Source organism: Cohaesibacter sp. CAU 1516, from assembly GCF_005771485.1.
In the GTDB taxonomy this organism is placed as follows: Bacteria; Pseudomonadota; Alphaproteobacteria; order Rhizobiales; family Cohaesibacteraceae; genus Cohaesibacter; species Cohaesibacter intestini.
Map to the genome: position 1 here is coordinate 1,052,917 of NZ_VANT01000001.1, position 25,934 is coordinate 1,078,850.

A 25,934-nucleotide genomic window follows, 5' to 3' on the forward strand; every position below is an offset into this window, starting at 1 on the left:
TTTAAAACGACGTTAAACGCTCGAAAGACAGCCAAGATCTTTTGGGTAAAAAACCATGATGGGCGTTTTTTCAAAGAGGGACTGTATTTTACAGATCTTTCGTTCACGGCAAGAAAAATGCCCGCTCGCTATTTGCAAGAGGGCATTTGCAGCATTTTTGTTACGATCAGCCGACTGTTGGTGCAGGATGCCTCTCGCCGAGGGAACCTGTTTGATTTGCCAAGGTGCCATAGTGTCTGTGGCAAATCTTAATGCGGCTGTTAATCGGCGTTGTTTTCGCTTTCCGAACTGCTTTTTGGCGGGCGTATTGGCTGCAGCAAAAAGGCAGGCACATGATCGCCCATGCCGATCACCCGGCGGTCGTCGCGATCGCGTCCACGACGGTTGTTGTCACGATTGCGCTGAGGCTGCGGCGCCGGACGGGGTGGTTCTGCTCGAACCGGTTCCGGGGTGGGCGTTGCCTGACGCTCTTCGCGTTTGTCGTCGCTTCGCTCATCCTTGTCCGGACGCACGCGTTTGCGATTGTTGCCGCTGGCGCTCTTGCTGTCATCGCGGCCCTTGCTGTCATCGCGGCCCTTGCCACCACGACGGCCACGGCGCTTATCGCCTCTTTCTTCATCGCCATCATCTCCCGATGGGGATGAGAAGTCCATTTCACCGATCCATTTGACGCCATCGCCTGTCAGTTTCTCAATGGCATCGAGATACTTCTTGTCGGCTTTGGTGGCAATGGTGACCGCAACGCCGGTGCGGCCAGCGCGCCCCGTGCGGCCGATGCGGTGAACGTAATCTTCCGCATGGGTCGGGACGTCGAAATTGAAGACATGGCTGACCGTTGGAATGTCGAGGCCACGGGCGGCCACGTCGCTGGCAACGAGCAGAGTGATTTCATTCTTTTTGAAACCATCGAGCGTTGCCATGCGTGAAGTCTGATCCATATCGCCATGCAATGCACCGGCGCTGAAGCCGTGCTTGGTCAGGGACCGATAGACGGTTGCCACGTCGCGCTTGCGGTTGCAGAAAATGATGGCATTCTGCAGTACCTCGGCCTCATTGATCAGCTTGCGCAAGGTTGCGCGCTTGTCCCAAGGCTTGCTGCCCGAGGAAATGAGGTGCTGGGCGATGGTTTTTGCGGTCGAGGCAGCGCGCGTCACCTCAACTTTGACCGGATTGTGCAGGAACTGATCAGCCAGCGACTGGATTTCCTTTGGCATGGTGGCCGAGAAGAAAACGGTCTGACGGGTGAAGGGCAGCAGCTTGCAAATGCGTTCGATGTCGGGAATAAAGCCCATATCGAGCATGCGGTCGGCTTCGTCAACGACGAAGGTTTCAACCGCTGAAAGCAGCAGTTTGCCGCGTTCAAAATGATCGAGCAGGCGACCTGGCGTGGCGATCAAGACATCCGCACCGCGATCCAGCTTTTTCAGCTGGTCGGCAAAGGATACGCCGCCAATCAGCAAGGACACGGTCAGGCGATGGTTCTGGCCATAGACCTCAAAGCTTTGTTCAACCTGAGCCGCAAGCTCGCGCGTTGGCTCAAGGATGAGCGTGCGTGGCATGCGGGCGCGGGCGCGACCTTTTTCGAGCAGCGACAGCATCGGCAACGTGAAAGATGCCGTTTTGCCGGTGCCCGTTTGCGCAACGCCCAGAACGTCCTTGCGATCAAGGATGTGGGGGATTGCCTGAGCCTGAATTGGCGTAGGCGTTTCGTAACCAGCAGAGTCAACCGCCGCCAGCACTTTTTCACTCAGACCTAGATCCGAAAACTTCATCCGATGCAGGAACCATTTTGCTTTGTGCTTCAGCGCGATCTGGGGATTCAGATCCGTTGAAGGCAGACAGGTGTTTCAATTTGGGCGAACCATACGAGTTTGACAGGAATTGTCAATCGATTGGGGCAAACAGGGTTTATTTCACAGCGAATCTGGACGTTTCGGCACAATTTTCCCTGATTTTCATCCCGAGAAGTGATTATCGATTGTGCAATTGGCGCGATTGACCAAAAAGGCCGACCATCCGTCGGCTCAGCGTCCGGGGTGCTTGCCCTTGAAAGCGGCGTGAACATTGCTGGCCCAACCGGCATCCAAGGGGGCTGCATCCGAGTCCATGCGAGCTTTAACTTCTCGCTCGATGTGATTCACCAGATCATCCATCGTCTGGCTGCGGTCATGAACGGGATTTTGGTGTTCCTGTTCAAACAGGTTGATCCAGCGGTCCGAAACGCGCCCCATCGCCATCAAACGATCAAAGGCCCAAGATGGATTGTCCGGATTGAGCAATCCCAACAGAGCGGCGATCACGGAAATCGGGCTTAGTAAAAGATCACGTAAGCCATCTGCGGCAAGCCGGAACTGAAACAGAATCGTGCGACGAACCAGTGAGCCATAGCTTGATGCATTGGAACCACGCTGTTCACCAAAAGCAGCTCTGCGCAGGCAATGCCGATCTTCGTTCCGCGGAGCCAGCCACCGGCTGTCATGTGCCTTTTTGCGCCGTCCCATGCTGCCCCCAGCCTGAAATGCATTCTCTGAAATCAACTGATAAAATCCACCGCCAATATGGGGCAGATTTGCGGCTTTTACAAGGCGAGAAGATGGAAGAAAGACAAGGCGACCGGTTCACTCTCCGGCGATGAGATAATGCCAAGTGCCGTCTGGGGCGATGCCGAGGCGGAAGAATGTGTAGTGTCCGATGGCGTCCATATCCTCAAAATCGCCAGCGGTGATCAGGCGGAACAGCGCAACGCGCTGGGGCTTGGTCAGAGCTGCGAGCGGATAGTGGGCGAAGTAGGGCCAGACATACATGTCCTGCGGTGTATCCTCATCAACATGGACAAAGCCTGCCTCGAGCAATTCCGAGATGATGGCAAGAATTTCGCTTCCCTGCGGGTCGCCAGACATGGCACGAAGCGCTTCAATCGGGTCTGAAGTGCCGCCGTCAAGACCAATGACCGGGGTCACTTCATTCATTTCCATGGGCAGCCGCATGGCTTCGAGCTCACCGGATGCCGCAGCTTTGGTCAGAGCCTCATACATGCGGCGGACAGGGGCGGGCAGAGCGTCAAGGTCACGTAGAATGACCGGCGGCGGTGCCATGTCGATGGTCTCTGCTGCCATCGGTGCATCGTCGCCTGACTGGCCGTCCGGTGCGATATCGGGGCTGAGGCTCTTTTGTTCTCCATCCAGGGTGATGCCGGAGCGACCGGCATCCTCGCCATTGGGGCCAAGCATTGGGTTGGTGTCGGCACTGGAAGTGGAATGGTCAGGCTGGACAATGATCCGTTCAATGGTGACCTGACTTGCCTGGGACGGGGCTGTCGGCAATGCCAGCAAAGCGGTGAGAGCGAGGCAGGACAGAATGTGTCGGTGCGGTCCCATCGTGGCATTCCCTCTTGGCAGTGGCTTGTTGTGCTTTGCGGCGCTATTGCAGTTTACGCTCAAGGCTATAATCGCCGCACATGATGCGGTCAGGGAGAGCGGAGCAGAAGTCCGCGACAGATTCCTCGCCATAGGCCAGCACAAGGCTGCTCAGGGCCTGAAACAGGGCGGCATGGGCCAAACAATCAATATTGATGCCCTCATCGGAGGCCTGATCCCACAGGTCTCCGAGGATGGAAATTGCTTCCTGCTTCTGGCGATCTACTTCGAGGCGCTCTTCCATGCCGAAAGACTCTTGAATAGGTGATTTGTCGGTCATGGTTTTCTGCCCTGTTCGTTAACCTTTTGATCCGGCCCTTGATCGAATCTTGGATCAAGATAATGGCCATCTGAGGACAGATGTAGCACAATTCGGGCGTCAGATGGGAAGGTGGTTACGAAAGGGTTAAGCTTATCCGTAGAAATTAACCGAAATGGTTAACGGGCATGTTTCAGTTTGAGCTGATTGAGCAGGGCCTGACCTTCTGCGTGGTAGATCTCGGTGATCTTGGCTGCCTGGCTGTTGCAGGAGCGATAGGTGCGGGCATAGGTGCGATATGCGCGGTTGAAACGATCCGTTATGTTGCGGCGACGGGCGTCGTCTGCATTTTCGGCATCCAGCAGGGCGGCCATTTGTTCATACCAGCTGGTGGCGCTGGTGTTGTTGCAGAGAGGATCGAGAAACATCAGGGCACCAACGACTGCACTCAACCGTCTTAGGCTCTGCTCATAGGGTGGTAGATTCTCGGCTGCCTTTGGCGCATCGATCACACAGAAGGCCAGACCGAGGCCCAAAAAGCCCGTGGCAAGCCAGCGCATGCCCAACAAGCGCGGGTTAAATGTCGAGATCGGTCGCAAATTCGGCATTTTCCTGAATGAACTCAAAGCGGGCTTCGGGTTTGTTGCCCATCAGCCGGGTGACGGCATCCTTGGTTTCGCCGGGCACCATATCAATGATCTGGACTTTCAGCAATGTGCGGTGCTTGGGGTCCATGGTGGTTTCCTTGAGCTGGGCGGGCAGCATTTCCCCCAAGCCCTTGAACCGGCCAATGTCAATCTTGCCCTTGCCTTTGAACTCCGTTGCCAGCAGCTCATCCTTGTGACGATCATCGCGGGCATAGAGCGTCTTGCCACCCTGAGAGATGCGATAGAGCGGAGGAATGGCGAGATAGAGATGGCCATTGTGAATGAGTTGTGGCATTTCGCGCTGGAAGAAGGTCAATAGCAGCGAAGCAATATGCGCACCATCGACGTCGGCGTCCGTCATGATGATGACGCGGTCATAGCGCAATTCTTCATCGGAATAGGTCTTGCGCGTGCCGCAGCCCAGCGCCTGTACCAGATCAGCCAGCAGCTGGTTGGCATGGAGCTTGTCGCGGCTGGCGTTGGCAACGTTGAGGATTTTGCCGCGCAAAGGCAGGACCGCCTGCGTCGACCGGTTGCGGGCCTGTTTGGCGGAGCCACCGGCTGAGTCGCCCTCGACAATGAAGATTTCGGTGTCGCCTTTGGCATTCTGCGAACAGTCGGCCAGCTTGCCCGGCAGGCGCAGCTTGCGGACAGCCGATTTTCGGGTGACGTCTTTTTCCTTGCGGCGGCGCAGGCGTTCTTCGGCCCGATCCACCACCCATTCAAGCAGACGGTTCGCCTGTTGCGGTGCGTTGGTCAGCCAGTGGTCGAACTGATCGCGGATGGCCTGTTCGACAATCCGGGTGGCTGCCGTGGTTGCCAGACGATCCTTGGTCTGGCCGACAAATTCCGGCTCGCGGATAAAGACCGACAAAAGGGCGCCAGCGCTGGTCATGATGTCGTCAGCGGTGATTAGAGCACCTTTTTTGTTGTTGGTCAGTTCGGCATAGTTTTTCAGCCCGCGCAGCAGAGCTGTGCGCAATCCCGTCTCATGGGTGCCGCCTTCTGGTGTCGGCACGGTGTTACAATAGGAATTGGAAAAGCCGTCGCCACCAAACCAGCAGACGGCCCATTCGACCGCGCCGTGGCCACTGGTCTTCTCGCTCTTGCCTGCAAAAATTTCCGGTGTCACCAGATTCTGTTTGCCTAGCGTCGCAGACAGATAGTCTTTCAGACCGCCGGGGAAGTGGAAGGTGGCTTTGGGTGGCACTTCCGGGGAATGCTCCAGCAGCTCTGGTGCGCAGGACCAACGGATTTCGACCCCGCCAAACAGATAGGCCTTTGAGCGTGCCATATTGAGCAATTGTTCAGGCCGGAAACGGGCCTTCTTGCCAAAAATCTCATGGTCGGGTTTGAAGGCGACCTTGGTGCCACGGCGATTGTGGACATCGCCCAATTCTTCGACAGGACCCTGGGAAATGCCGCGGGAAAAGGACTGGCGATAGAGCTTCCTGTTGCGCGCCACTTCGACAATAAGGGTCTCGGACAGGGCGTTGACCACAGACACGCCCACGCCATGCAGGCCGCCAGATGTTTCATAGGCGCCAGAATCAAATTTGCCGCCCGCATGGAGTGTCGTCAGGATCACTTCCAGCGCCGACTTGTCCTTGAATTTCGGATGTGGGTCAACAGGAATGCCGCGGCCATTGTCAGTGACGACAAGCATGCCGTCGGTCTGCAGCTCCACTTCGATCCATGTGGCATGTCCCGCAACCGCTTCGTCCATCGAGTTGTCGATGACTTCGGCGAACAGGTGGTGAAGTGCCTTCTCATCGGTGCCGCCAATATACATGCCGGGGCGGCGGCGAACGGGTTCAAGGCCTTCGAGGACTTCAATGTCGGCTGCTGTATAGTCCGCTTTTGCCGCCGGGATCGGGGCAGGGGATGTCGCCGGCTTGGCGGCTATGTCTGCTGCCTTTGGTTGCTTGGCAACAGGCTTGTTGCCCTTCGGAGTTGGCATGACAGCAAAAAGATCATCTGATGCAGACATTGACTACCCATTGTTTGAGGAACAATAGATCGCGGCTTGCTTGGGTTTCGCGGGGCCGGTTCTTGTTTCTGGCGCTTCGTCGGTTCGAATCAGGCGCCGTTTTGTTGCCTCAATGTCTTTGGGAAACGACGTCCGGTCAAGTCGGACGGCAGAAATGTGGATGTTTGGCTGTTGACCCGCTGCAAGCGCGGAGGCTGCCCTGTCAAGACGGACCCGTTTCTTTTCACCATTCATCGGTTGATTTGAACAAATTGAAGTATGGTTAATGTTTGTTAACGATTTGGGCTTTATTCTGTCCGGGTTATGCTTGGGGCGTGATCAGACAGGATCCAAAAAACGAATGAACCGCGTAGAAGCAGATATTGATGAGTTGCGCAGCTCGGTCGTCGAGCTGAGATCCAGCCTCTATCGGGCGGGACAAGCGCAGCAACGGGTGGGCGAAGCAACGGAGCTGTCTTTTCGTACCAATATGGCTGCCACCATTTTGCTGGCCATGCTGTTTTTGTTGATGTGACAGTGTTTCAAAGTTCCATGGCCATTTTATCTTACCAGCCGCTGGCGTTTGGTTCGTAGGCGCTCTAGTCAGGTTCCAAAAATAGTGATGGTCGAGGCTAAGTCGTACTTCGATTGCTTTCGCAAAAGAAATTATCTTTTGAAGTAATCGCGAACAAGCGATCTTGCAAATGTGGAAGTGTTTTGATCTTCACTCATCGCTTTCGTGAGAATACTCGAACTACGGGCTTCTTCGTCCAACCAGGGGAGACGCTGCGAGATTCCGTTTGTAATCGCGGCATTTGTGATCGTTACACGCGCTTCAATAAACTTCACCCCATCGTCCAAAGTTGTTTCAGGATGGTCAGGATAGACCCGTTCTACAGTCGCGGGGTTTGCGGCATTTACAAACCGCACCATAATGGGCAGCTGCTCGTCTGGAATGAAACACGTGCCCTTCAATTCTGCGATGATCCGGGCAATAGAGGCTGAGCTCAAGCGCTCCTTTTCCATCTGTCGTGGACACCACATGCATAGTAAAGAAGGTCATCAAAGCGTGGAGAAGCGTGGCTTGTGCTCACCCATTCTTCTTCATCCCAAACGGCCATCAACACGAAAAGATCGGAGCGATTGGGCAATTCCACAGTCACAGCCTCGCCCGTGGTTTCTTGACCGCCTGACACAAACGTTATCAACTCTGGTTGCGTCCAAACGGTAAGCTGAAAGACGCCACTGCCCGTGACAGGCACGCCATCGACCTCGAATGTGACATCCAGCCTATAGTTCACCTGTCTGCTCGGATAGAACAGGTCCCAAGTACAAACAATCCCGAGGTAGGCGAGCGCTATGAAAGTCATTCTCTTTTTGAGTTTGCTTTCGGCGTTAAACAGTTGGTTCTTTGCTTCTTCCAGCATGTTCAATTATCTCATCCTCTGTGTCGGGAGGCCGGTTGATCGTCATAATTATTTAGCCGCTCCGTAAAAAACTCGGAAAAGTTGTGGGATGGATAACGGATTGCAAAAAAAAGGGCCGGTGGAAACCGGCCCTTTCTTGATTCTTTGCGCTCGGTGCTTTTGGGAAAAGCACCTGCCGCTTCGACCTATTCACAAGAGGGTCGCTTCGGCGTGTTTGGCGGAGCCAAACACTTTAGCAGCTGTAATACATGCCGAATTCCACCGGATGCGGGGTGTGTTCGAACAGCTCGATTTCTTCCATCTTGAGTTCGATGTAGCCGTCGATCTGGTCTTTGGTGAACACATCGCCAGCCAGCAGGAAGTCGTGGTCCGCTTTAAGGGCGTCCATGGCTTCACGCAGGGAACCGCAAACCGTTGGGATGCCTTCGAGTTCTTCAGCAGGCAGATCATACAGGTTTTTGTCCATTGCCGGGCCTGGATCGATCTTGTTCTTGATGCCGTCAAGGCCAGCCATCAGCAGTGCTGCGAAGCAGAGATATGGGTTCGCGGAAGGATCCGGGAAGCGTGCTTCAACGCGTTTTGCTTTCGGGCTTTCGGTCCAAGGAATACGAACGCAGCCAGAACGGTTACGAGCAGAATATGCACGCAGCACCGGAGCTTCGAAGCCTGGAATCAGACGCTTGTAGGAGTTGGTCGAAGGGTTGGTGAAGGCGTTCAGGGTCTTGGCGTGCTTCAGGATACCACCGATGAAGTACAGGGCTTCCTGAGACAGGTCTGCATATTTGTCGCCAGCAAAGAGCGGCTTGCCGTCTTTCCAGATGGACATGTTGCAGTGCATGCCAGTGCCGTTGTCACCATAGATCGGCTTTGGCATGAAGGTGGCGGTTTTGCCGTATGCCTGAGCCACATTGTGGATCACATATTTGTATTTCTGCAGCTCATCTGCCTGTTTGGTCAGGGAACCGAAGATCAGGCCGAGTTCGTGCTGGCAAGACGCCACTTCGTGGTGGTGCTTGTCGACTTTCATGCCGATGCTCTTCATGGTGGAGAGCATTTCGGAACGGATGTCCTGCGCATGGTCGGTTGGGTTGACCGGGAAGTAGCCGCCCTTAACGCCAGGACGATGACCCATGTTGCCCATTTCATATTCGCTGTCGGTGTTCCAAGCCGCGTCAATCGCATCCACTTCATAGGATACCTTGTTCATGGTGTTGGAATAGCGAACGTCGTCGAACAGGAAGAATTCTGCTTCCGGACCCCAGTAGGAGATGTCGCCGATACCGGAGAATTTCAGGTAAGCTTCGGCTTTCTCTGCGGTGCCGCGTGGATCGCGCTCATAGGCTTCGCCGGTGTCCGGCTCGACGATGGAGCAATGGATGCAGAGGGTTTTTTCTGCGTAGAAAGGATCGATATAGGCACTTTCGCAATCAGGCATCAGTTTCATGTCAGATGCTTCGATCGACTTCCAACCGGCGATGGAAGACCCGTCGAACATGAAGCCTTCTTCGAGGAAGTCTTCGTCAACCTGATCTTCAATGACGGTGACGTGCTGCAGCTTGCCACGCGGATCGGTAAAGCGGATGTCGACATATTTGACATCCTGCTCGGAAATCAACTTTACGATTTCAGCTGGTGTGCTCATTCCAGTATCCTTTACTGTCTGTGTTCCCAAGCAGGTCTCGCGGAGCCGATCTGTTTCTCGTCGGGGCGAGACCTGCCTTGTTCCTTAGTTTTCTCTAGAAGGTGTGGTTCTGTGTCGGTCCGGGTGAGGGACCTTCATCTGGTCGCTTAGATCGCGTCAACGCCGGTTTCGCCGGTACGGATGCGAATGACCTGCTCAACCGTGGAGATGAAGATCTTGCCATCGCCAATGCGCCCGGTCTGGGCCGCTTTCTGGATCGCTTCGATGGCGGCATCGACCTGATCTTCCGGCAGGATGACTTCAACTTTTACCTTTGGCAGGAAGTCGACGACATATTCTGCGCCACGATACAGCTCGGTATGGCCTTTCTGACGTCCAAAGCCTTTCGCTTCGATGACAGTGATACCCTGCAGGCCAACATCTTGCAGCGCTTCTTTGACTTCATCAAGTTTGAAAGGTTTGATGATTGCCTCGATTTTCTTCATCGTTCTTTGCTTCCCCAAGTTGCGCCGCTGTTGTCAGCCGTGAACCGTGTCTGTTGCTCATCGCCCATGTGGGGCGTTGGTAGGTTTGTCAGAAATTATGCATTCTTCATGCCAATTCGGTTGATGTTGATAAAAGCAGGAAAATGCAGGCTTCGCCAGTATGACGAGGACGATTTATCAGGCATATTGGGGAAAGGATAAGCTATAAAAATAGGCAATTGATGAAATAGTAGTCAAAATAGCCCTGTTCATCCTTTGTGTCGCAGGGGGCGGTCGGGTTACTTTCGCGCCATTTTGTCATATTTACCCCTTTGGTTGCATAATATAAGGGCAGCTGTTGCGCTGAAGGTGCCTCGTCTTGTTCGACACTTTTTTGTGGTGAGGGCGTGCTTGTTTGATTGTGCCGCAGCCTGCTCGTCGGTAGGCTTTGTCGCATTGTTGAGTGAATCTGGTCGGTTGCGGAACTGGCGGCCAGAGCAAGGGACGGCATCATGACAAAATTGGATCGGTTCGGGGTGGCTGCTGAGATACTGACGCCAAAGCAAATGGGCGAGGCGGATCGCCTGACCATTGAGAGTGGCGTGCCCGGATATCAGCTTATGGAAGCGGCGGGGCAGGCAGTTGCCGAGGCTGCGATTGAGTTGTTAGAAGAGAAAACCGGATCCGGCGCGTCGGGTATGGTCTGTATTCTCTGTGGTCCGGGCAACAATGGTGGGGACGGATTTGTTGCTGCGCGTCTGCTGGAAGAGGAGGGGTGGAGCGTCATTCTGGGTTGCTCGGTGTCGATCGAAGAGCTTGAAGGCGATGCCGCATTGGCTGCAGATGAATGGGGCGATGAGGTTTTCGCCTTGTCACCAGGGTTGTGGGATGATGCCGATATTGTCATTGATGCGCTGTTCGGAGCCGGGTTGACCCGGCCGATCTCCGGGGAGTTGGCGGATCTGATTGACGCGCTCAATCAATCCGGACTGCCGGTCGTGGCGGTTGATCTGCCAAGCGGTGTGGATGGCAGCAGTGGTCACATTGCCGGTGCGGCCGTACGGGCCGATCGAACCGTGACTTTCTTTCGCAAGAAGCCGGGTCATCTGCTTTATCCGGGCAAGGCCTCTTGCGGTGACGTGTCTTGTGTCGATATCGGTATTCCGTCTCAGCTACTCGAGGAAACGGGCCATTGTGCGACGGAGAATGTTCCCGCGCTCTGGGTTCATAACTGGCCGGAAGCCCTGAAGCCGATTGAGCGGATTGCATCAGGCCGTCTGGCTGACCACAAATTCCACCGGGGCCATTGTCTGGTTTTGTCGGGCGATGCCATTCATTCCGGTGCTGCACGCCTTGCCGCGCGGGGCGCTTTGCGGGCAGGGGCCGGTTTGGTAACGGTGGCGCCGCCACCGGATGCAGCTCATGTGGTGGCTTCGCAAATCACGGCGATTATGGTTGAGCCTGTGCAGGATGCCGCCAGTCTGGCTACGGTGTTGTCGCGCCGGAGCTATGATGTGCTGGTCGCTGGGCCCGGCATGGGAACGGCCCCTGAGCAGCGCTCTCTCCTTTATACGATTCTTGAACGTGATCTGTGCCTGTTGCTTGATGCGGATGCGATCACCTGTGTGTCGCAGGGCATCGAGATGGGTGAGTTTGATCTTAGCAGTTTGCGTGACAGCCCGGCTGCCCGCTCAGGCTGTCTTGTGCTGACCCCTCATGAGGGCGAGTTTGCCCGTCTGTTTCCTGACCTGTCGCACCGGGTGCGGGAAGATAAGGGACTGTCAAAGCTCGATTGCGCGCTGATGGCCGCGCAACGCAGTGGCGCCCATGTGGTGCTTAAGGGGGCTGACACCATCATTGCTTCGCCAGAGGGACGAGCGGTGATCCATTCTCAAGGCGTGCCCTATCTTGCGACAGCTGGCAGTGGTGACGTGTTAATTGGCATCATTGCCGGGTTGATGGCTCAGGGGATGCCGGCGCTCGATGCTGCGTCCGCCGGGGTCTGGCTCCATGGACAGGCGGGGCTTGCACTGGGGCCGGGCTTGATTTCAGAGGATTTGCCCGAAGCTTTGCCGGCGCTGTATCAAGAATTGGCCCAAATTGTGCCTGATAATGGGGTGGATGCGGATTTCATGATGCTGGATGATTAATCCGCCGCACGCGAGAAAGGGCGGAAAGCAACAGGCTTTCACCGGATTCCCCCAGAGAGGTTGGGGAATAAGGAGAGAAATGTGAAATTTTCTTTGCGCTTTCTCTATCGGGTGCTATAGAGGCACCGCTCGATTTGCTGGCGCTAACTGCGCTTGCCGTGCGGGTGTGGTGGAATTGGTAGACACGCCAGATTTAGGTTCTGGTGGCGAGAGCCGTGGGGGTTCAAGTCCCTCCACCCGTACCAATCGCCTCTTTTGCCGCTTGAAGGGTGAAAGAGGGAAGACAGACCGGCTGAATTGCGTGTCCCCGAAAAGCGTTGTGGTTTTTTGGATAAGGACGCGCATTCAGGATTCTTGGCAATGGTCTGTCAGAGGTCCGAGCAATCGGGGGTCTGGCAGGTCTTGGCAGGACGATCGGGACAGGGCTGAGGGGTGTACGGTTCGAATGAGCCGACGAGGAGATCTTTGTCTTGACCCGCTCGGAACTGGCTTGTCTTTCATCAGACGACGGCGGTCGAAACGAAATTGGGTTTGACGGAGTCTGGCATCCTTATTGGATGTCATCCGACCATGCCCCGAACCATATTGTATATGACAAGAACGAAAGCAGATAGATATGCAGGTAACCGAAACCCTGTCCGAAGGTCTGAAACGCGAATTGAAAGTCGTGATTCCTGCTTCTGATCTCGAAGCCAAGTTGGTCGCCAAAATCGACGAGATCAAGGACCAGGTCCGCATTAACGGCTTCCGCCCAGGTAAAGTGCCTGCATCCCATGTCCGCAAGCTCCATGGCAAGGCCTTGATGGGTGAAATCGTTCAGGATCTGATCGGCGAAACCACCCGCACTTCCCTTGAAGAGCGCAATGAGAAAGCTGCCATGCAGCCTCGGTACAACATGACCGAGGACGAAGCAGAAGCCATGAAAATCATGGATGCGCAAGCGGATCTCGAATTCGACATCATCTATGAAGTGATGCCAGCAATCGAAGTGGCTGATGTTTCCGGCGTTGAAATCGAGCGCCCGGTTGTTGAAGTCGAGGACAGCGAAGTCGATGAGCGCCTGATGCAGATCGGCGAAAGCTCCCGTCCGTTTGAGGCCAAAGAAGGCAAAGCTGAAGACGGCGACAAGGTTCTGATGTCCTATCTTGGCAAAATCGATGGTGAAGCCTTTGATGGCGGCGCAGACGAGAATGCTGAACTGGTTCTGGGTTCCAACACCTTTATTCCGGGCTTTGAAGAGCAGCTGGTTGGCGTGTCCGCTGGCGACGAAACCGTTGTCAAAGTGTCATTCCCTGAGGAATATGGCGCAGCGCATCTGGCTGGTAAAGACGCTGAGTTCGAAATCGTCGTCAAGGAAGTTCAGGCTCCGGGCGAGCTGGAAATCGACGATGAGTTCGCAACCAAGCTGGGTCTCGAGTCTCTCGACAAACTGAAAGAGATCCTGAAAGATCAGGTTGTCTCCCAGTATGGCACGATGACCCGTCAGCGCGTGAAGCGTCAGCTTCTCGACAAGCTTGATGAACTGCACAAGTTCGAAGTTCCTCCTACTCTTCTGGAGCAGGAATTCGAGAATATCTGGAAACAGGTAAACTCTGAAATGAACGAAGCTGGCAAGACCTTCGAGGACGAAGACACCACCGAAGAGAAAGCCCGCGAAGAATATAAGGCGATTGCCGAGCGTCGTGTGCGCCTTGGTCTGGTTCTTTCCGAAATTGGCGACAAGAACGAAATCAAGGTCAATGACGAAGAGGTTCAGCGCGGCATCATGCAGCGCGCGCAGCAGTTCCCGGGTCAGGAGCGTCAGGTGTTTGAATATTACACCCAGAATGCCGATGCCCTTGCATCCATCCGCGCACCGATCTTTGAAGAGAAGGTCGTTGACTACCTGCTCGAGCTGGTAAAGGTTGAAGAGAAGACCGTTACCAAGGAAGAGCTGGAGAAAATGATCGCCGAAGACGAAGAAGCTTAAGCCTTCCTCGTTATCGAATGAGCATGCCGCCCGCGCCTTCCGGACGCGGGCGGTTTGCGTTTGGCCCCATCATCATCCAAGTGAGAAGAGATCCCATGAACGGAATTGTCGGCGGTGTTGTTCTCGCGATTGCCTCTTTCATCATCATCGCCTTCTATCTGAACATCACCCCTCCCACGGATCTGGGGGTCAGGGAAGGGCGCCTGCCAGCACTTTCGGCGCGGCCCAACGGCGTGTCCAGTCAGGCGGCAGATGAAGAAAAGCGGGTGCCGAGCCTTGCCTTCAAGGCCGACATCACCCAGACGGTCGATGCTGTCAAACAGGCGTTTGAGGCACTTGGGACCGTTGCGATCATCAAGGAAAAGCCGACTTATATCCATGCCATTGCGGTCAGCCCTATCTTCCGGTTTCGTGATGATGTCGAGGTCTATTTCGACGTGGCTGCCCGCAAGGTGCATTACCGATCGCAGTCGCGGGTGGGCTTTGCCGACATGGGGGAGAATCGCCAGCGGTTCGAGGCGTTCAAGCTTCTTTATGAAGCCGAGGAATAGGTCTTTGTTATCGTCTCTGTTGCAAGGATGTTGAAATATTGACGTTTTCTGGTTGTTTGTGTCCATATTTCATGTGTGAAACTGGCGAACGGCGTTTGAGGAAATTCGTAGTGGACTTTCTTCAAAGGATTCACCAAAAGCCTTGAATGGGGCTGGTCAGTGCATAAGTGGGGTGGATAAGATTGCCCTCTGTTGACGGACGCTGACGGTTTGGGCGGGCCAATTGCGCTTGTCAGTAAAATCTTCATTTTCGCGATGCTATGACGATGAAAAGTGGTCCGTGCAGGCGATTCGAGTCGTAGTTAGCGTGAGGCCTTGATGATGCGGATCGGCGATCTGTTGAGCGGTTTTCCTCAGGGAGTGCGCTTGCAGGCCGGTTAAATCATAATCGACAAGGGCGGTCGGTGGTGGTGCCATCACTTGGCCGCAATCCCGTGCAGGGGGTTATGGTGTCGTGATGTTGCGCGGCAAGGATGCACGGCAGGCGAGGGTTTGTCGGTATTTGCGCCGGACGGAATGAGCCGAGATGGGGCAATGTAGAGGCTCCATCTCTGAACGGATGGCCGAAGAGGTCTTGAGAAGGAAAGTGCAATGAAGGATCCGATTGATCTTGCAATGAATTTGGTTCCCATGGTTGTGGAGCAATCCAACCGGGGTGAACGCGCTTACGACATTTATTCGCGCCTTCTCAAGGAGCGCATCATTTTCATCACTGGTCCGATCGAGGATCACATGGCGGCTCTGGTCTGTGCCCAGTTGCTGTTCCTTGAAGCGGACAATCCGAAGAAAGAGATTTCGCTTTACATCAACTCGCCGGGTGGCGTTGTGACCGCTGGTATGTCGATCTATGACACCATGCAGTTCATCAAGCCACCGGTTGCGACGCTGTGTATGGGACAGGCCGCATCGATGGGGTCGTTGCTGTTGTGCGCCGGTGAAAAGGACATGCGCTACGCGCTGCCGAATGCCCGCATCATGGTTCACCAGCCATCTGGTGGCTTCCAGGGGCAGGCGTCTGACATCCAGCGCCACGCCGAAGACATCCTGAAAATGAAGCGTCGCCTGAACGAAGTGTATGTCAAGCATTGCGATCAGGACTATGACATCGTCGAGCAGACCCTTGATCGCGACCACTTCATGACCGCAACCGAAGCCAAGGACTGGGGTCTTGTGGATCGTGTTGTCGAGAATCGTGAGTCTTTGGCGGACGAGTCTGAAGAGCAGAAGGATGCCGGGAAAGAATAAAATCCGGTGCACCGGCCGGAATGTTTCCGGCCGCGTGATGTGTCCCCAAAATAGGGTTGCATTAAGCCTATCTTGATGATTTGGGGTACATCCTTTTAGAAATATGCTCTGCTGTTGTGGTAATTGGAAAAATTAATACAACAGCAGACCAACCGATGGGTTTATTTTGCTTGCAGCCTATGCACAGCACCATAAACTAGACATGCGGGCAGAGTTGAACGGATTCTGTCTTCTGGCAACGAGAGAAGAGGCACCTACATGAGTAAGGCCGGTGGTGGCGATAACAAGAACACGCTGTACTGCTCCTTCTGTGGCAAGAGCCAGCATGAAGTGCGCAAGCTGATTGCAGGTCCAACCGTTTTCATCTGTGATGAATGCGTTGAGCTATGCATGGATATCATCCGCGAAGAGAATAAGTCTTCGCTGGTCAAATCCAAGGACGGCATTCCGACTCCGCAGGAAATCTGTGAAGTGCTGGATGATTACGTTATCGGGCAGGATCGTGCCAAGCGTGTGTTGTCTGTCGCCGTTCATAACCATTACAAGCGTCTGGCTCATGGCAAGAAGAGCACCGAGATCGAACTTGCCAAGTCGAACATCATGCTGATCGGTCCAACCGGTTGCGGCAAGACCTTCCTTGCCCAGACCATGGCCCGTATTCTTGATGTGCCTTTCACCATGGCGGATGCGACCACCCTGACTGAAGCCGGTTATGTGGGTGAAGATGTCGAGAATATCATTCTCAAGCTGCTGCAGGCTGCTGACTATAATGTCGAGCAGGCCCAGCGCGGCATCGTCTATATTGATGAGATCGACAAGATTTCCCGCAAGTCCGACAATCCCTCGATCACCCGTGACGTATCGGGCGAGGGCGTGCAGCAGGCCTTGTTGAAAATCATGGAAGGCACGGTTGCTTCTGTGCCGCCTCAGGGGGGGCGCAAGCATCCTCAGCAGGAATTCCTGCAGGTGGATACCTCCAACATTCTGTTCATTTGTGGCGGCGCTTTTGCTGGTCTCGACAAGATCATTTCCCAGCGTGGCAATGACACGTCCATCGGCTTCTCGGCCAAGGTCAAGGATGCGGACGAACGTGGCACGGGCGAGTTGTTCCGTGAGCTGGAACCTGAAGATCTGCTGAAATTCGGTCTCATTCCGGAATTTGTCGGTCGTTTGCCGGTTTTGGCGACGTTGGAAGATCTGGATGAGGACGCGCTTGTCTCCATTCTGTCGCAGCCGAAAAATGCGATCGTCAAGCAGTATCAGGCCTTGTTCGAAATGGAGGGCGTGCGCCTGACATTCCACGAAGAGGCTCTGCGTGGCGTGGCTCGCAAGGCGATTGAACGTAAAACCGGGGCTCGTGGCCTGCGCTCGATTCTCGAAGGCATTTTGCTCGACACCATGTATGAGCTACCGGGCCTTGAGGGTGTTGAGGAAGTGGTTATTTCCGGTGATGTCATCAAGGGGGAAGCTCGTCCTCTCTATATCTATGGCGACATCAAGTCCGAAGCTGAGCCTTCAACCGCCTGAGGGTTCAAAGATCAAATGTTTCAAGGAGGCGGCCTTAAGGTCGCCTTTTTTGTTGGCAAGACTGAAGTAACAGGCTGATGCGCTGGCTTTTGTCTTGGTTGTCGCGTCCGTCTCTCGCCCGGTTTTCCAATGTCCAAAACCAATTGAGCCAAATATAGTTTTGAACCGTAAAGTCAATAAAATGACTGTGATTTAATCGATCTTTCAATTGCTTAGAGAAGTATTGATGAAAGTTGTAGACTTTGGTTCGAATTGCCTTTTGTGTTTGTTCACAAAGATGACATTGGCTTGTGGAGTGGGTTGAAAAGCCTGTCGTCAAGTCCCAACTAAATGATACCGTGGTGAAACTGCGTGTTTGAGTCTCACCCATTCCCTGCAGGTGACCAGACTTGTCCTCGGAGCCAATGATTGGCTTGCGAGGGGTACCTGCTGATTTGCGGGCCAAAATGAGGCCGCAAACGTTGCCTTGTCTATTTTGGAAAGGTGACGCAGCCAAGAAAGGTAGGAAGCATGACCGAAGATCAAATCGATGAGAGCGGCCAGAAGGTTGCAGACACTTATCCGGTCTTGCCACTAAGAGACATTGTTGTCTTCCCGCACATGATTGTGCCTTTGTTTGTCGGACGCGAAAAGTCCATTCGCGCGCTTGAAGAAGTGATGCAGTCGGACAAGATGATTTTGCTGGCAACGCAAATGAATGCCGGCGACGATGATCCGGCCCCTGAAGACATATACAAGATTGGAACGCTCGCCAGCGTCCTGCAGTTGCTCAAGCTGCCCGATGGGACCGTCAAGGTGCTCGTCGAAGGGATGGACCGCGCCAAGCTTTGCGACTTCACCAAGCGCGACGATCTGTTCGAAGCCAGCGCAACGGTGATGCGCGATGATGACGGCGATCAGGTTGAGGTTGAAGCCTTGGCCCGTTCCGTGTCGACCGAATTTGAAAATTACGTCAAGCTGAACAAGAAAGTGTCGCCTGAAGTGATTGGCGCTGTGTCCCAGATCGAGGATTACTCGAAGCTGGCCGATACGGTTGCCTCGCACCTTGCGATCAAGATCCAGGAAAAACAGGAAATTCTTGGTATTGTCAGCGTTGTCGAGCGGCTTGAGCAGGTGCTTGGCCTGATGGAGAGCGAGATTTCCGTTCTGCAGGTGGAAAAGCGCATCCGTAGTCGCGTCAAGCGTCAGATGGAGAAAACCCAGCGCGAGTATTATCTGAATGAGCAGATGAAGGCCATTCAGAAGGAGCTGGGGGATTCTGAGGATGGCGCGGACGAGATCCGCGAGCTGGAAAACACCATCGAGAAAACCAAGCTGTCGAAGGAAGCGCGCGAGAAGGCTGATGCAGAGCTGAAAAAGCTCAAGCAAATGAGCCCGATGTCGGCGGAAGCCACCGTGGTGCGCAACTATCTCGATTGGCTCACCGGTATTCCGTGGGGCAAGAAGTCCCGCGTCAAGGTTGACCTTGAGAAAGCTGAATCCATTCTCGATACGGATCATTATGGCCTCGAGAAGGTCAAGGAACGGATCGTCGAGTATCTGGCGGTGCAGACCCGCACCAACAAGCTCAAAGGCCCGATCCTCTGCCTCGTTGGTCCTCCGGGTGTTGGTAAAACCTCGCTTGGCAAGTCGATTGCACGCGCCACGGGCCGTGAATTTGTTCGCATGGCGCTTGGTGGTGTGCGGGATGAAGCCGAGATTCGGGGTCATCGTCGGACCTATATCGGCTCGATGCCGGGCAAGGTTGTCCAGTCGATGAAGAAAGCCAAGAAGGCCAATCCGCTGTTTTTGCTCGACGAGATCGACAAAATGGGCATGGATTTCCGTGGCGACCCGTCTTCGGCTTTGCTTGAAGTGCTTGATCCGGAACAGAATCACGCCTTCATGGACCATTATCTTGAGGTGGAATATGACCTCAGCAATGTCATGTTCATCACCACGGCCAACACGCTGAATATCCCAGCGCCGTTGATGGACCGTATGGAAGTGATCCGCATTGCCGGTTACACCGAAGACGAGAAAGTGGAAATTGCACGCCGTCACCTGATCCCGAAAGCAACCAAGGATCATGGCCTGAAGGACAGCGAATTCACCCTTGATGATTCCGGTCTTCGGATGATCGTCCAGCGCTATACCCGCGAAGCAGGTGTGCGTAACCTTGAGCGTGAGCTGATGAAGCTGGCGCGTAAGGTGACCAAGGATCTGATCATGAAGAAGCTCGATAAGATCGATGTGACCACGGACAATATCGAGGATTTCCTCGGGGTTCCGCGGTTCCGCTTCGGGGAGATCGATTCTGAAGATCAGGTTGGTGTTGTTACCGGCCTTGCCTGGACGGAAGTGGGCGGCGAATTGCTGACCATCGAAGGTGTCATGATGCCGGGTAAAGGCAAGATGACCGTGACGGGCAACCTGCGTGATGTGATGAAGGAGTCGATTCAGGCAGCCGCCTCCTATGTCCGCTCGCGGGCCGTGGATTTCGGTGTTGAACCGCCTGTGTTCGACAAGAAAGACATCCATATGCATGTGCCCGAAGGCGCAACGCCAAAGGATGGACCTTCGGCTGGTATCGCGATGGCAACTGCCATCACGTCCATCATGACCGGCATCCCTGTGCGCAAGGATGTTGCCATGACCGGTGAGATCACCTTGCGCGGCCGTGTGTTGCCGATTGGAGGCCTCAAGGAAAAATTGCTTGCGGCTTTGCGTGGCGGCATCAAGACCGTTCTCATTCCGGAAGAGAATGCCAAGGATTTGGCCGACATTCCGGACAATGTGAAGAACGCGCTTGATATTGTCCCGGTTTCCAATGTCGGGCAGGTGCTGGAACATGCGCTTGTTGAACTGCCCGAACCAATTGAATGGGATGAAAGCCAGATGCCGGATGTCGGCCTGAAGAGTGACGAGTCCGAAGACTCAACCTCGCTTCAGCATTAAGGCTTGGGTTGATCGAGCCGCGAGAAAAATGAAAACCCGCCTTGAGCGGGTTTTCTTTTGTCTGCTGGTGTCGAAATTCGGGAGGGGGCGAATCTGGCTGACCTCTTCAATGGTCCTCTTCAAACAAACTGGATTTTTGGCGGGAATCAGCGGATTGTTCGGGAAAAGCCGACCAAATCACGGGGAAAAACGGCAACATTTAATTTCGCTTGCTCGTTTTTTACGCAACAGATTTCTATTTCTTGTTTACAGCGTTTGAAATGGCTGATTTCTGCGAATTTTATGCTTGATTTCTCACCTGTTTCGCCGGATTGTCGCAACTCGCGTCTGGTATTTTCCCAAGGTGTGGTGATTCATAAGGGTTAAGCGTCGCGAAGGACTTGAGGCTTTCGTGATTGAACCGAGAAGGAATTAATTATGAACAAGAATGAACTGATCTCTGCTGTCGCTGAAAAGGCAGACCTGACCAAAGCGCAAGCTGGTGACGCTGTCGATGCATTGTTCAACATCATCTCCGATACCCTGAAGGGTGGTGATGAAGTGCGCATCATCGGTTTTGGCAACTTCTCCGTGACCGAGCGTGCAGCTACCGAAGGTCGTAACCCGCGCACGGGCGATACCATTCAGATCCCAGCTTCCAAAACGCCTAAGTTTAAAGCTGGTAAAGGTCTGAAGGACGCCGTCAACAGCTAATCAGCTGACGACTGGCTCACTAAGCTTTTAAAACCCTCGGCTCTCTTACGGGCCGGGGGTTTTTTGCTACAATGGCCAAGACCAATGCCTGACCCTTGAAAAGGATGCTTCATGATCGACGAAAACTTGCTGGAACCGGATTGTTCCAAATGTGCGGCCTTGTGCTGTGTTTCGCTTGCTTTTGACAAGTCGGACATGTTTCCGATCGACAAGCCCAATGGGGCGCCATGCCCACAGCTCGATAAGAATAACGGCTGCAAGATATATGATTGCAGAGAGGCGGAAGGTTACCACGGCTGCATGAATTTCAATTGCCAAGGGGCAGGGCAGCGGGTGGTGCAGGACTTGTTTGGTGGGCGCAACTGGCATTTCGAGCAAAGCCTGCTCAACGACATGACCAGCGCTTTTGTCATTTTACTGCGAGCCCATGAGCTGCTGTCTTTGCTCAAAGCCGCCGAAGCCCTGCCACTGACGCGTGGTGAGTTGGACCAGTTTGAGGGCTTTGTTGAAGAGCTGAACCCTGAAGATGGCTGGACTGAGGCGCTTCTCGAAGCCTTCGAGAAAGGAAAGACCGAAAAACGCGTCTATGCGTTCCTCAAAAGTCTCAGGCACCATGTGGCGTGAGGAAGAATACCGGATTGGAGCCCTTTCGAGACCTTCAAAATGAAGGAACGTTCGCATCCGCAACAAAAGGCGGCTGAAAATCGCGGCCCAGACCTGCCGTTCGCTTTCCTGCCGAGCGCTGCGCTGCAGCTTCACGAGACCGGCCATTCGCCCCTCGTGCAGCATTTTTACGCGGCGAATGATGGCAGACCTGACAAATGAAGAAATGATTGGAATTGGATGCGACCTTGTCAACTCGGCTCAATGAGTCAAAGCGATACCTTGGGCTTTGCACTCCTTTATCAATGATCTTGTGCTGGTAGTAAGGTCTTGCGCAAAATTAAGTTTTTGCCTGTCGTCATCAAGAAAATCACTGTCGAAGTCTTTTGTCAGATGAACGGATACATAGCTCTTTTGGTCAAAATCTTCTTTGCTGAAATACCAACTCTCATTATATCCTACTATTTTCGTAAATCGGCTTGTCGCCCACTCCAATTTGTCTTTCAGTTTATCAACATCTAAATGGGATTCGGCAGGGAAATAGTATGAAACTGTGAGCTCCCACACATTGACCTGCACCCGAAAGTTCAGACTTTCTCCCAACGCGTCAATGACATACAGGGCCGAATTTCCACCGGAGACTTTTTGTATTCTGACGCTCGTGGGAGAATTTGACAAATCTCTATTTATCTGTCTTTTGCTGATTTTTGATTCTTTCCAGTCCAGCAAAAGAGGAGTTGGGATATCTATGAGCAGCAAGTTTCGTGGAAGTGTTCGGCAGAGAAACGCATTTGTTTTATGTTGCAGGCCAGATAAGCCGGCATCCTTGGATGAATAGAAAACAACTAACGCAAAGGCGAGACCGGATGCAGACACCTGAGCAAGCGACATGGCGACAAGCAGCCATGTTTCCTTGTCTGTTCCCAGATAGTGCCACGTAACAAAAAGCGACATGACTAGTGTGATTGCGAGAGCGCCAACAGCCAGAACGCGGACCCAGATGGGTGTGTAAATAAAGTTCTTACTATCCATTTTGCACCTGTATGGTAAATTAAAGTTTGCCGGATCAACAATTGGTGCGCCGTTCTCAGTCTCAAGCGTATTGCAATTTATCACAGGTATGTCAACGCCTCTGCTGTCGTACCTGTGACCACGAGCCCAAGGTGCAGAATGCTGCGAAAAATTACTCGCTCTCAGTTCCATTTGAACGGCATTTCTTGGTGTGCCGGCATGCTTCTCTCTCGCGCGCGGCGAACGCCCGCTTACCGCCCGAACGAGCCGTGATAGCCAGGACGAGCTTCGATACCCCTTGAATGTCAGCTCTTGCCTGCAGCATCGAGGATTGTGCACGTGCAGGAAATGTCGGCAATCCGCCCTGTTTACCTGAAGCACTCTATATCGCTGTGAAATTTCGGCTATGCAGCGAACGTCTGAAATGTCCGCATTGTTGTCGTTTTGGCGGTTCGCAGATGATGTCGAGCTGTGGGGGAGGGATGTTGCGCTTTTGCGTGGCAAACGCTCTCGGGCTCTGGGTGATTTTCCTACAGAAAATGCACCTGCCGCTTCAAATTCAAATTGAGTGGATGGGTCATAACGCTTTTGCTCTGCAAAAGCTTGGGAAATGGTGGGTGATGAGAGATTCGAACTCCCGACCCTCTCGGTGTAAACGAGATGCTCTAACCAGCTGAGCTAATCACCCTTAGCGTTTCAGAGAAACGCCGAAAAACTCCGCACAAGCCTCTATGGCTCTCAGCGATTTTCGAAATCGAAAATGCGCTTGCCGCTGATGGTTCCGTTTGTTTGGAAGCTTCAGCCCATTTCTTGACGAGCAAGAAATGGTGGGTGATGAGAGATTCGAACTCCCGACCCTCTCGGTGTAAACGAGATGCTCTAACCAGCTGAGCTAATCACCCTTGCGCCGTTGTGCGTGAGGTGCTTTTACGGTCTGACAGGCTTGCTTGCAACAAAAAAATGACAGTGTTCCCCATTCGTTGGGGAAATCGCTGCCGCATCTGGATCGGCACTTTGAGGGCTGCTTTGTGGCTTGACCGATCCGTCTCGTTTGCAGGGAAGGGGAATCCCTGCAAGGATGTATGCATTGCGCTGTTGCGGGTGGGTGCGATCCGGTGGGGTGAGCGAAACTTTTCCAAGGCCATTTCTTTCTCACAGGAAAAAATTGGCTGAAACATCAGGTTTCTCACAGGGCATTGAAAGTTTGCACAAAAAGAATTTGTACGGCGCTTGACTTCAATACCTCAGCGTCGTATTTCAGCGCCACTCCACACGAACATGACGCTTCGGCGACAGTGAGTGTGGGCCGGGTACTGGGGGTGTAGCTCAGTTGGTTAGAGCGTCGGCCTGTCACGCCGAAGGTCGCGGGTTCGAGTCCCGTCACTCTCGCCACCCAGATCCCGCATCCAGATTGTGACTGTCTGGACCGCATGTTGCGGGGGTGTAGCTCAGTTGGTTAGAGCGTCGGCCTGTCACGCCGAAGGTCGCGGGTTCGAGTCCCGTCACTCTCGCCACTTTCTCCCTTTGGAGGCAAGTGGCCAAAGCACCGCAAGGTGCTTTTTTTATGCGTTGATTTCCCAACTATTTGCGTTGTTTGCTGCTCTGTGAGGGCATTTGTGTCGCTACAGTTTCGGTATTGGTTGGATGTTTCGATGCATGCTCTGAGGCCCTTTGTCGTGGCGCTCAGAGGGCCTTGGAGAGGCCGCAGGCTACTTGCTGGCACGGAGCGGAAAAGTGTTCAGGGCAGGAGACTGTGCAGCAGTCGTCAGCCGCACATAGAAAAAGCCGCATCCTTGGGAATGCGGCTTCATGACTTCTCAAACTGAACCGGGTGATCAACCCTGCCAAGGCCAGAATTTGACTTCGAGTATGTCGCCATCCTTGGCGAAGCGGGCTTCGAGTTCTTCCATGTCAAGCAGGCCGGATTGGGTGTCGACATATTCCACCACGGAGGCTGAATTGATGGCGGCCAGCTGCAGGGCTTTTTCCGGCTCTGCACCGTCGGCCAGCATCGCGCCGAAAGTTGATGTAAAGGCGTCACCTGCGCCTGCGGTGCCTTTGACGTTGGCTTTGAAGATCGGGCAATGATAAACGCCTTTCTCACCGCTGAGATAAGCGCCGCCGGTGCCGTCGGTGATCAGTACCCATTTCGGGCCTGCAGCCATCAGCAAGGACATGAAGCCAGCGAGTGAGCAGTGGGTGTGATCCATGATCAGGCCACGGGTCAACAGGCTGCGCTCTGGGCGTTCGGTGAATTTGATGGTGCGCATGTTGTTGTGATCGCTGTTTTCCAGCAGGACCGGCAACATGCATTCCGCTTCGGCACGGTTGATGTTGATCAGGTCAATATTCTTGGCAGTCTCGATGAATTGCTCACCACGGCGGTTGATCTGGCGCTCGCCGGGGTTGGCGACCACAAAGGCGCCGGACTCTCGGCCACGCTGACAAATCATCGGGAAGGCGTCTGCCGATTCTTTCGACATGGGTGCGATATGGAGAAGCTGGGCGCCATCAAAAATGCCTTCATGGATGTCATCATCCACCACCAGACAGTTTGCGCCGCGCGCTGTAAAGATTGAGGCATTGCGGTCGTGGGAGGCAATGATGACTGAGCAGCCGGTGATGGCCTTGTCGGTCACCATGAGATTTCCGTCGGACAGACCTTCTCGCTTCAAAAGCTCGCGCACCATCTGGGCTTCGATATCGTCACCCAGTTTGACGGTCGGTGTTGTTTCGTGGCCAAGGCGGGCATGTGCTACGGCTGCGTTGATCGCGCCGCCTCCGACATGAGTCGAAATATTGCGCGCGTCAATTTTCCGGCCTTGTTCAAGCAGCAAAAATGAATTGTGCGCATTGGTCATGGAGATGCGCTCGATATCATTGTCCGCAACAATGGTAATGATATCGATCATGGCTGATCCGATTGTTGCTGTTTTCATCAAACTTGCCTCTTTTCTGGATTGAACCATCTTGGGAGCATGGAGAGTGAGAATTCTGTCGCTGGTGTCTCGGCGACAACCTAGGCACATTATCCTTTAGTGTATAGATAGGATTTTGTTTTACGACCCGAAATAAATCAAATTCGGCAAAAAGAGTATGACTTCTAAGCATATTTCACAGTTTGAATTCGATTTCATTGTGGGTGACCATGTGGTTGGGCTTGCCTGCGCCAAGTTGGCACATCGTAGATGCCACAGGAGGGCAGTGGTGCGATTTGTTGGCACGCAATGGTTTCCCTTTATGGGACAGGTGGTTAAGCTCTGGAAAGCTGGGTTTGGATAGAGTGCGAAACAATGTTGCGAGAGTGATTTGGCTATAACAGAGTTTGCCACAATCTACTGGCAAACCTCTAGTTCATTGGCATTGTAACGCCACAAATTCCTTGCCTAAGCACTTACACTGAGTTAATCGTGCCATTGACCAA

The 25,934-nt window shown here is 53.8% G+C and carries 23 protein-coding genes and 5 tRNA genes; 14 read left to right on the forward strand and 14 right to left on the reverse strand.

Annotated elements, in window-relative coordinates; translation table 11 throughout:
- Positions 1-260: 260 nt before the first annotated feature.
- The 6 genes from FDK21_RS04845 to parE all read right to left on the reverse strand — a co-directional run bounded on the left by FDK21_RS04845 (position 261) and on the right by parE (position 6,312).
- Positions 261-1,772 carry a DEAD/DEAH box helicase gene (locus FDK21_RS04845; RefSeq protein WP_138147669.1) on the reverse strand — a complete coding sequence of 504 codons (1,512 nt, stop codon included), beginning with the start codon at positions 1,770-1,772 and terminating at the stop codon, positions 261-263.
- A 252-nt stretch (positions 1,773-2,024) separates the two neighbouring features.
- Positions 2,025-2,501 (reverse strand): hypothetical protein, encoded by a 477-nt coding sequence (locus FDK21_RS04850; protein ID WP_138147670.1) that lies wholly within the window; start codon positions 2,499-2,501, stop codon positions 2,025-2,027.
- 117 nt (positions 2,502-2,618) lie between these two features.
- Positions 2,619-3,377: a hypothetical protein gene (locus tag FDK21_RS04855; protein WP_138147671.1), complete on the reverse strand. Its 759-nt coding sequence runs from the start codon at positions 3,375-3,377 to the stop codon at positions 2,619-2,621.
- Positions 3,378-3,420: 43 nt separating this feature from the next.
- On the reverse strand, positions 3,421-3,696 hold the full coding sequence (locus FDK21_RS04860) for a hypothetical protein (protein WP_245418394.1): 276 nt from the start codon (positions 3,694-3,696) through the stop codon (positions 3,421-3,423).
- Positions 3,697-3,854: 158 nt separating this feature from the next.
- Positions 3,855-4,283, reverse strand: a complete 429-nt coding sequence (locus FDK21_RS04865) for a TIGR02301 family protein (protein WP_114008925.1) — start codon at positions 4,281-4,283, stop codon at positions 3,855-3,857.
- Positions 4,252-6,312 (reverse strand): DNA topoisomerase IV subunit B, encoded by a 2,061-nt coding sequence (gene parE / locus FDK21_RS04870; protein ID WP_138147672.1) that lies wholly within the window; start codon positions 6,310-6,312, stop codon positions 4,252-4,254. The genes FDK21_RS04865 and parE overlap by 32 nt, the downstream gene beginning before the upstream one ends.
- A 340-nt stretch (positions 6,313-6,652) precedes the next feature.
- On the opposite strand from parE, the gene FDK21_RS20565 reads away from it, so the two are divergent.
- Positions 6,653-6,826 (forward strand): hypothetical protein, encoded by a 174-nt coding sequence (locus tag FDK21_RS20565; RefSeq protein WP_157967597.1) that lies wholly within the window; start codon positions 6,653-6,655, stop codon positions 6,824-6,826.
- 131 nt (positions 6,827-6,957) lie between these two features.
- Here FDK21_RS20565 and FDK21_RS04875 read toward each other — a convergent pair whose 3' ends face one another.
- The 4 genes from FDK21_RS04875 to FDK21_RS04890 form a co-directional block, all read right to left on the reverse strand.
- A complete protein-coding gene (locus FDK21_RS04875; protein WP_138147673.1) occupies positions 6,958-7,317 on the reverse strand; it encodes a hypothetical protein in 360 nt (119 codons plus the stop codon).
- The gene (locus FDK21_RS04880) at positions 7,299-7,718 is read right to left on the reverse strand and encodes a hypothetical protein (protein ID WP_210238671.1); all 420 of its coding nucleotides are present in this window, start codon (positions 7,716-7,718) and stop codon (positions 7,299-7,301) included. Before FDK21_RS04880 ends, FDK21_RS04875 begins: the two co-directional genes overlap by 19 nt.
- A 232-nt stretch (positions 7,719-7,950) precedes the next feature.
- Positions 7,951-9,360 carry a type I glutamate--ammonia ligase gene (glnA, locus tag FDK21_RS04885; protein WP_114008920.1) on the reverse strand — a complete coding sequence of 470 codons (1,410 nt, stop codon included), beginning with the start codon at positions 9,358-9,360 and terminating at the stop codon, positions 7,951-7,953.
- Between the two features lie 146 nt (positions 9,361-9,506).
- Positions 9,507-9,845: a P-II family nitrogen regulator gene (locus tag FDK21_RS04890; protein WP_114008918.1), complete on the reverse strand. Its 339-nt coding sequence runs from the start codon at positions 9,843-9,845 to the stop codon at positions 9,507-9,509.
- Between the two features lie 491 nt (positions 9,846-10,336).
- On the opposite strand from FDK21_RS04890, the gene FDK21_RS04895 reads away from it, so the two are divergent.
- The 11 genes from FDK21_RS04895 to FDK21_RS20570 all read left to right on the forward strand — a co-directional run bounded on the left by FDK21_RS04895 (position 10,337) and on the right by FDK21_RS20570 (position 21,721).
- Positions 10,337-11,974, forward strand: coding sequence for an NAD(P)H-hydrate dehydratase (locus tag FDK21_RS04895; protein ID WP_138147675.1), 1,638 nt, complete (start codon positions 10,337-10,339; stop codon positions 11,972-11,974).
- Positions 11,975-12,134: 160 nt separating this feature from the next.
- Positions 12,135-12,219, forward strand: a tRNA-Leu gene (locus FDK21_RS04900).
- A 371-nt stretch (positions 12,220-12,590) separates the two neighbouring features.
- Positions 12,591-13,943, forward strand: coding sequence for a trigger factor (tig, locus tag FDK21_RS04905; protein ID WP_114008916.1), 1,353 nt, complete (start codon positions 12,591-12,593; stop codon positions 13,941-13,943).
- A 95-nt stretch (positions 13,944-14,038) separates the two neighbouring features.
- Positions 14,039-14,494, forward strand: coding sequence for a DUF1499 domain-containing protein (locus tag FDK21_RS04910; protein ID WP_114008915.1), 456 nt, complete (start codon positions 14,039-14,041; stop codon positions 14,492-14,494).
- Positions 14,495-15,085: 591 nt separating this feature from the next.
- Positions 15,086-15,739: an ATP-dependent Clp protease proteolytic subunit gene (locus tag FDK21_RS04915; protein ID WP_138147677.1), complete on the forward strand. Its 654-nt coding sequence runs from the start codon at positions 15,086-15,088 to the stop codon at positions 15,737-15,739.
- A 258-nt stretch (positions 15,740-15,997) separates the two neighbouring features.
- Complete coding sequence (gene clpX, locus FDK21_RS04920; protein ID WP_114008912.1) at positions 15,998-17,266, forward strand: ATP-dependent Clp protease ATP-binding subunit ClpX; 1,269 nt, start codon at positions 15,998-16,000, stop codon at positions 17,264-17,266.
- A 510-nt stretch (positions 17,267-17,776) separates the two neighbouring features.
- A complete protein-coding gene (gene lon, locus FDK21_RS04925) occupies positions 17,777-20,203 on the forward strand; it encodes an endopeptidase La (RefSeq protein WP_138147678.1) in 2,427 nt (808 codons plus the stop codon).
- A 57-nt stretch (positions 20,204-20,260) separates the two neighbouring features.
- On the forward strand, positions 20,261-20,569 hold the full coding sequence (locus tag FDK21_RS04930) for a hypothetical protein (protein ID WP_138147679.1): 309 nt from the start codon (positions 20,261-20,263) through the stop codon (positions 20,567-20,569).
- Positions 20,570-20,620: 51 nt separating this feature from the next.
- Positions 20,621-20,896, forward strand: a complete 276-nt coding sequence (locus FDK21_RS04935) for an HU family DNA-binding protein (protein ID WP_114008909.1) — start codon at positions 20,621-20,623, stop codon at positions 20,894-20,896.
- Between the two features lie 111 nt (positions 20,897-21,007).
- Complete coding sequence (locus tag FDK21_RS04940) at positions 21,008-21,520, forward strand: hypothetical protein (protein ID WP_138147680.1); 513 nt, start codon at positions 21,008-21,010, stop codon at positions 21,518-21,520.
- Between the two features lie 39 nt (positions 21,521-21,559).
- Positions 21,560-21,721, forward strand: coding sequence for a hypothetical protein (locus FDK21_RS20570; RefSeq protein WP_157967595.1), 162 nt, complete (start codon positions 21,560-21,562; stop codon positions 21,719-21,721).
- Positions 21,722-21,760: 39 nt separating this feature from the next.
- Here the strand turns inward: FDK21_RS20570 and FDK21_RS04945 are convergent, their stop codons facing one another.
- From FDK21_RS04945 to FDK21_RS04955, 3 genes are all read right to left on the reverse strand, one after another.
- Complete coding sequence (locus FDK21_RS04945; RefSeq protein ID WP_138147681.1) at positions 21,761-22,531, reverse strand: hypothetical protein; 771 nt, start codon at positions 22,529-22,531, stop codon at positions 21,761-21,763.
- Between the two features lie 590 nt (positions 22,532-23,121).
- Positions 23,122-23,198 (reverse strand) — tRNA-Val (locus FDK21_RS04950).
- 137 nt (positions 23,199-23,335) lie between these two features.
- Positions 23,336-23,412, reverse strand: a tRNA-Val gene (locus tag FDK21_RS04955).
- A 413-nt stretch (positions 23,413-23,825) separates the two neighbouring features.
- Between FDK21_RS04955 and FDK21_RS04960 the strand changes: the two genes are divergently transcribed.
- Positions 23,826-23,902: transfer RNA gene (locus tag FDK21_RS04960), tRNA-Asp, on the forward strand.
- A 45-nt stretch (positions 23,903-23,947) separates the two neighbouring features.
- Positions 23,948-24,024 (forward strand) — tRNA-Asp (locus FDK21_RS04965).
- Between the two features lie 321 nt (positions 24,025-24,345).
- On the opposite strand, the gene FDK21_RS04970 is transcribed toward FDK21_RS04965, so the two are convergent.
- Positions 24,346-25,449, reverse strand: coding sequence for a carbohydrate kinase family protein (locus tag FDK21_RS04970; RefSeq protein ID WP_171021945.1), 1,104 nt, complete (start codon positions 25,447-25,449; stop codon positions 24,346-24,348).
- Between the last annotated feature and the right edge of the window lie 485 nt (positions 25,450-25,934).

Bases quoted from the DNA above. Each gene is read 5' to 3' on its own strand.
- tig (WP_114008916.1), top strand. From the start codon at position 12,591: ATGCAGGTAACCGAAACCCTGTCCGAAGGTCTGAAACGCGAATTGAAA.
- FDK21_RS04915 (WP_138147677.1), top strand. From the start codon at position 15,086: ATGAAGGATCCGATTGATCTTGCAATGAATTTGGTTCCCATGGTTGTG.
- FDK21_RS04860 (WP_245418394.1), bottom strand. From the start codon at position 3,696: ATGACCGACAAATCACCTATTCAAGAGTCTTTCGGCATGGAAGAGCGC.
- FDK21_RS04940 (WP_138147680.1), top strand. From the start codon at position 21,008: ATGATCGACGAAAACTTGCTGGAACCGGATTGTTCCAAATGTGCGGCC.
- lon (WP_138147678.1), top strand. From the start codon at position 17,777: ATGACCGAAGATCAAATCGATGAGAGCGGCCAGAAGGTTGCAGACACT.
- parE (WP_138147672.1), bottom strand. From the start codon at position 6,312: ATGTCTGCATCAGATGATCTTTTTGCTGTCATGCCAACTCCGAAGGGC.
- FDK21_RS04865 (WP_114008925.1), bottom strand. From the start codon at position 4,283: ATGCCGAATTTGCGACCGATCTCGACATTTAACCCGCGCTTGTTGGGC.
- FDK21_RS20565 (WP_157967597.1), top strand. From the start codon at position 6,653: ATGAACCGCGTAGAAGCAGATATTGATGAGTTGCGCAGCTCGGTCGTC.
- clpX (WP_114008912.1), top strand. From the start codon at position 15,998: ATGAGTAAGGCCGGTGGTGGCGATAACAAGAACACGCTGTACTGCTCC.
- FDK21_RS04895 (WP_138147675.1), top strand. From the start codon at position 10,337: ATGACAAAATTGGATCGGTTCGGGGTGGCTGCTGAGATACTGACGCCA.
- FDK21_RS04890 (WP_114008918.1), bottom strand. From the start codon at position 9,845: ATGAAGAAAATCGAGGCAATCATCAAACCTTTCAAACTTGATGAAGTC.
- FDK21_RS04845 (WP_138147669.1), bottom strand. From the start codon at position 1,772: ATGAAGTTTTCGGATCTAGGTCTGAGTGAAAAAGTGCTGGCGGCGGTT.
- FDK21_RS20570 (WP_157967595.1), top strand. From the start codon at position 21,560: ATGAAGGAACGTTCGCATCCGCAACAAAAGGCGGCTGAAAATCGCGGC.
- FDK21_RS04880 (WP_210238671.1), bottom strand. From the start codon at position 7,718: ATGCTGGAAGAAGCAAAGAACCAACTGTTTAACGCCGAAAGCAAACTC.
- FDK21_RS04935 (WP_114008909.1), top strand. From the start codon at position 20,621: ATGAACAAGAATGAACTGATCTCTGCTGTCGCTGAAAAGGCAGACCTG.
- FDK21_RS04875 (WP_138147673.1), bottom strand. From the start codon at position 7,317: ATGGAAAAGGAGCGCTTGAGCTCAGCCTCTATTGCCCGGATCATCGCA.
- glnA (WP_114008920.1), bottom strand. From the start codon at position 9,360: ATGAGCACACCAGCTGAAATCGTAAAGTTGATTTCCGAGCAGGATGTC.
- FDK21_RS04970 (WP_171021945.1), bottom strand. From the start codon at position 25,449: ATGAAAACAGCAACAATCGGATCAGCCATGATCGATATCATTACCATT.
- FDK21_RS04855 (WP_138147671.1), bottom strand. From the start codon at position 3,377: ATGGGACCGCACCGACACATTCTGTCCTGCCTCGCTCTCACCGCTTTG.
- FDK21_RS04945 (WP_138147681.1), bottom strand. From the start codon at position 22,531: ATGGATAGTAAGAACTTTATTTACACACCCATCTGGGTCCGCGTTCTG.
- FDK21_RS04850 (WP_138147670.1), bottom strand. From the start codon at position 2,501: ATGGGACGGCGCAAAAAGGCACATGACAGCCGGTGGCTGGCTCCGCGG.
- FDK21_RS04910 (WP_114008915.1), top strand. From the start codon at position 14,039: ATGAACGGAATTGTCGGCGGTGTTGTTCTCGCGATTGCCTCTTTCATC.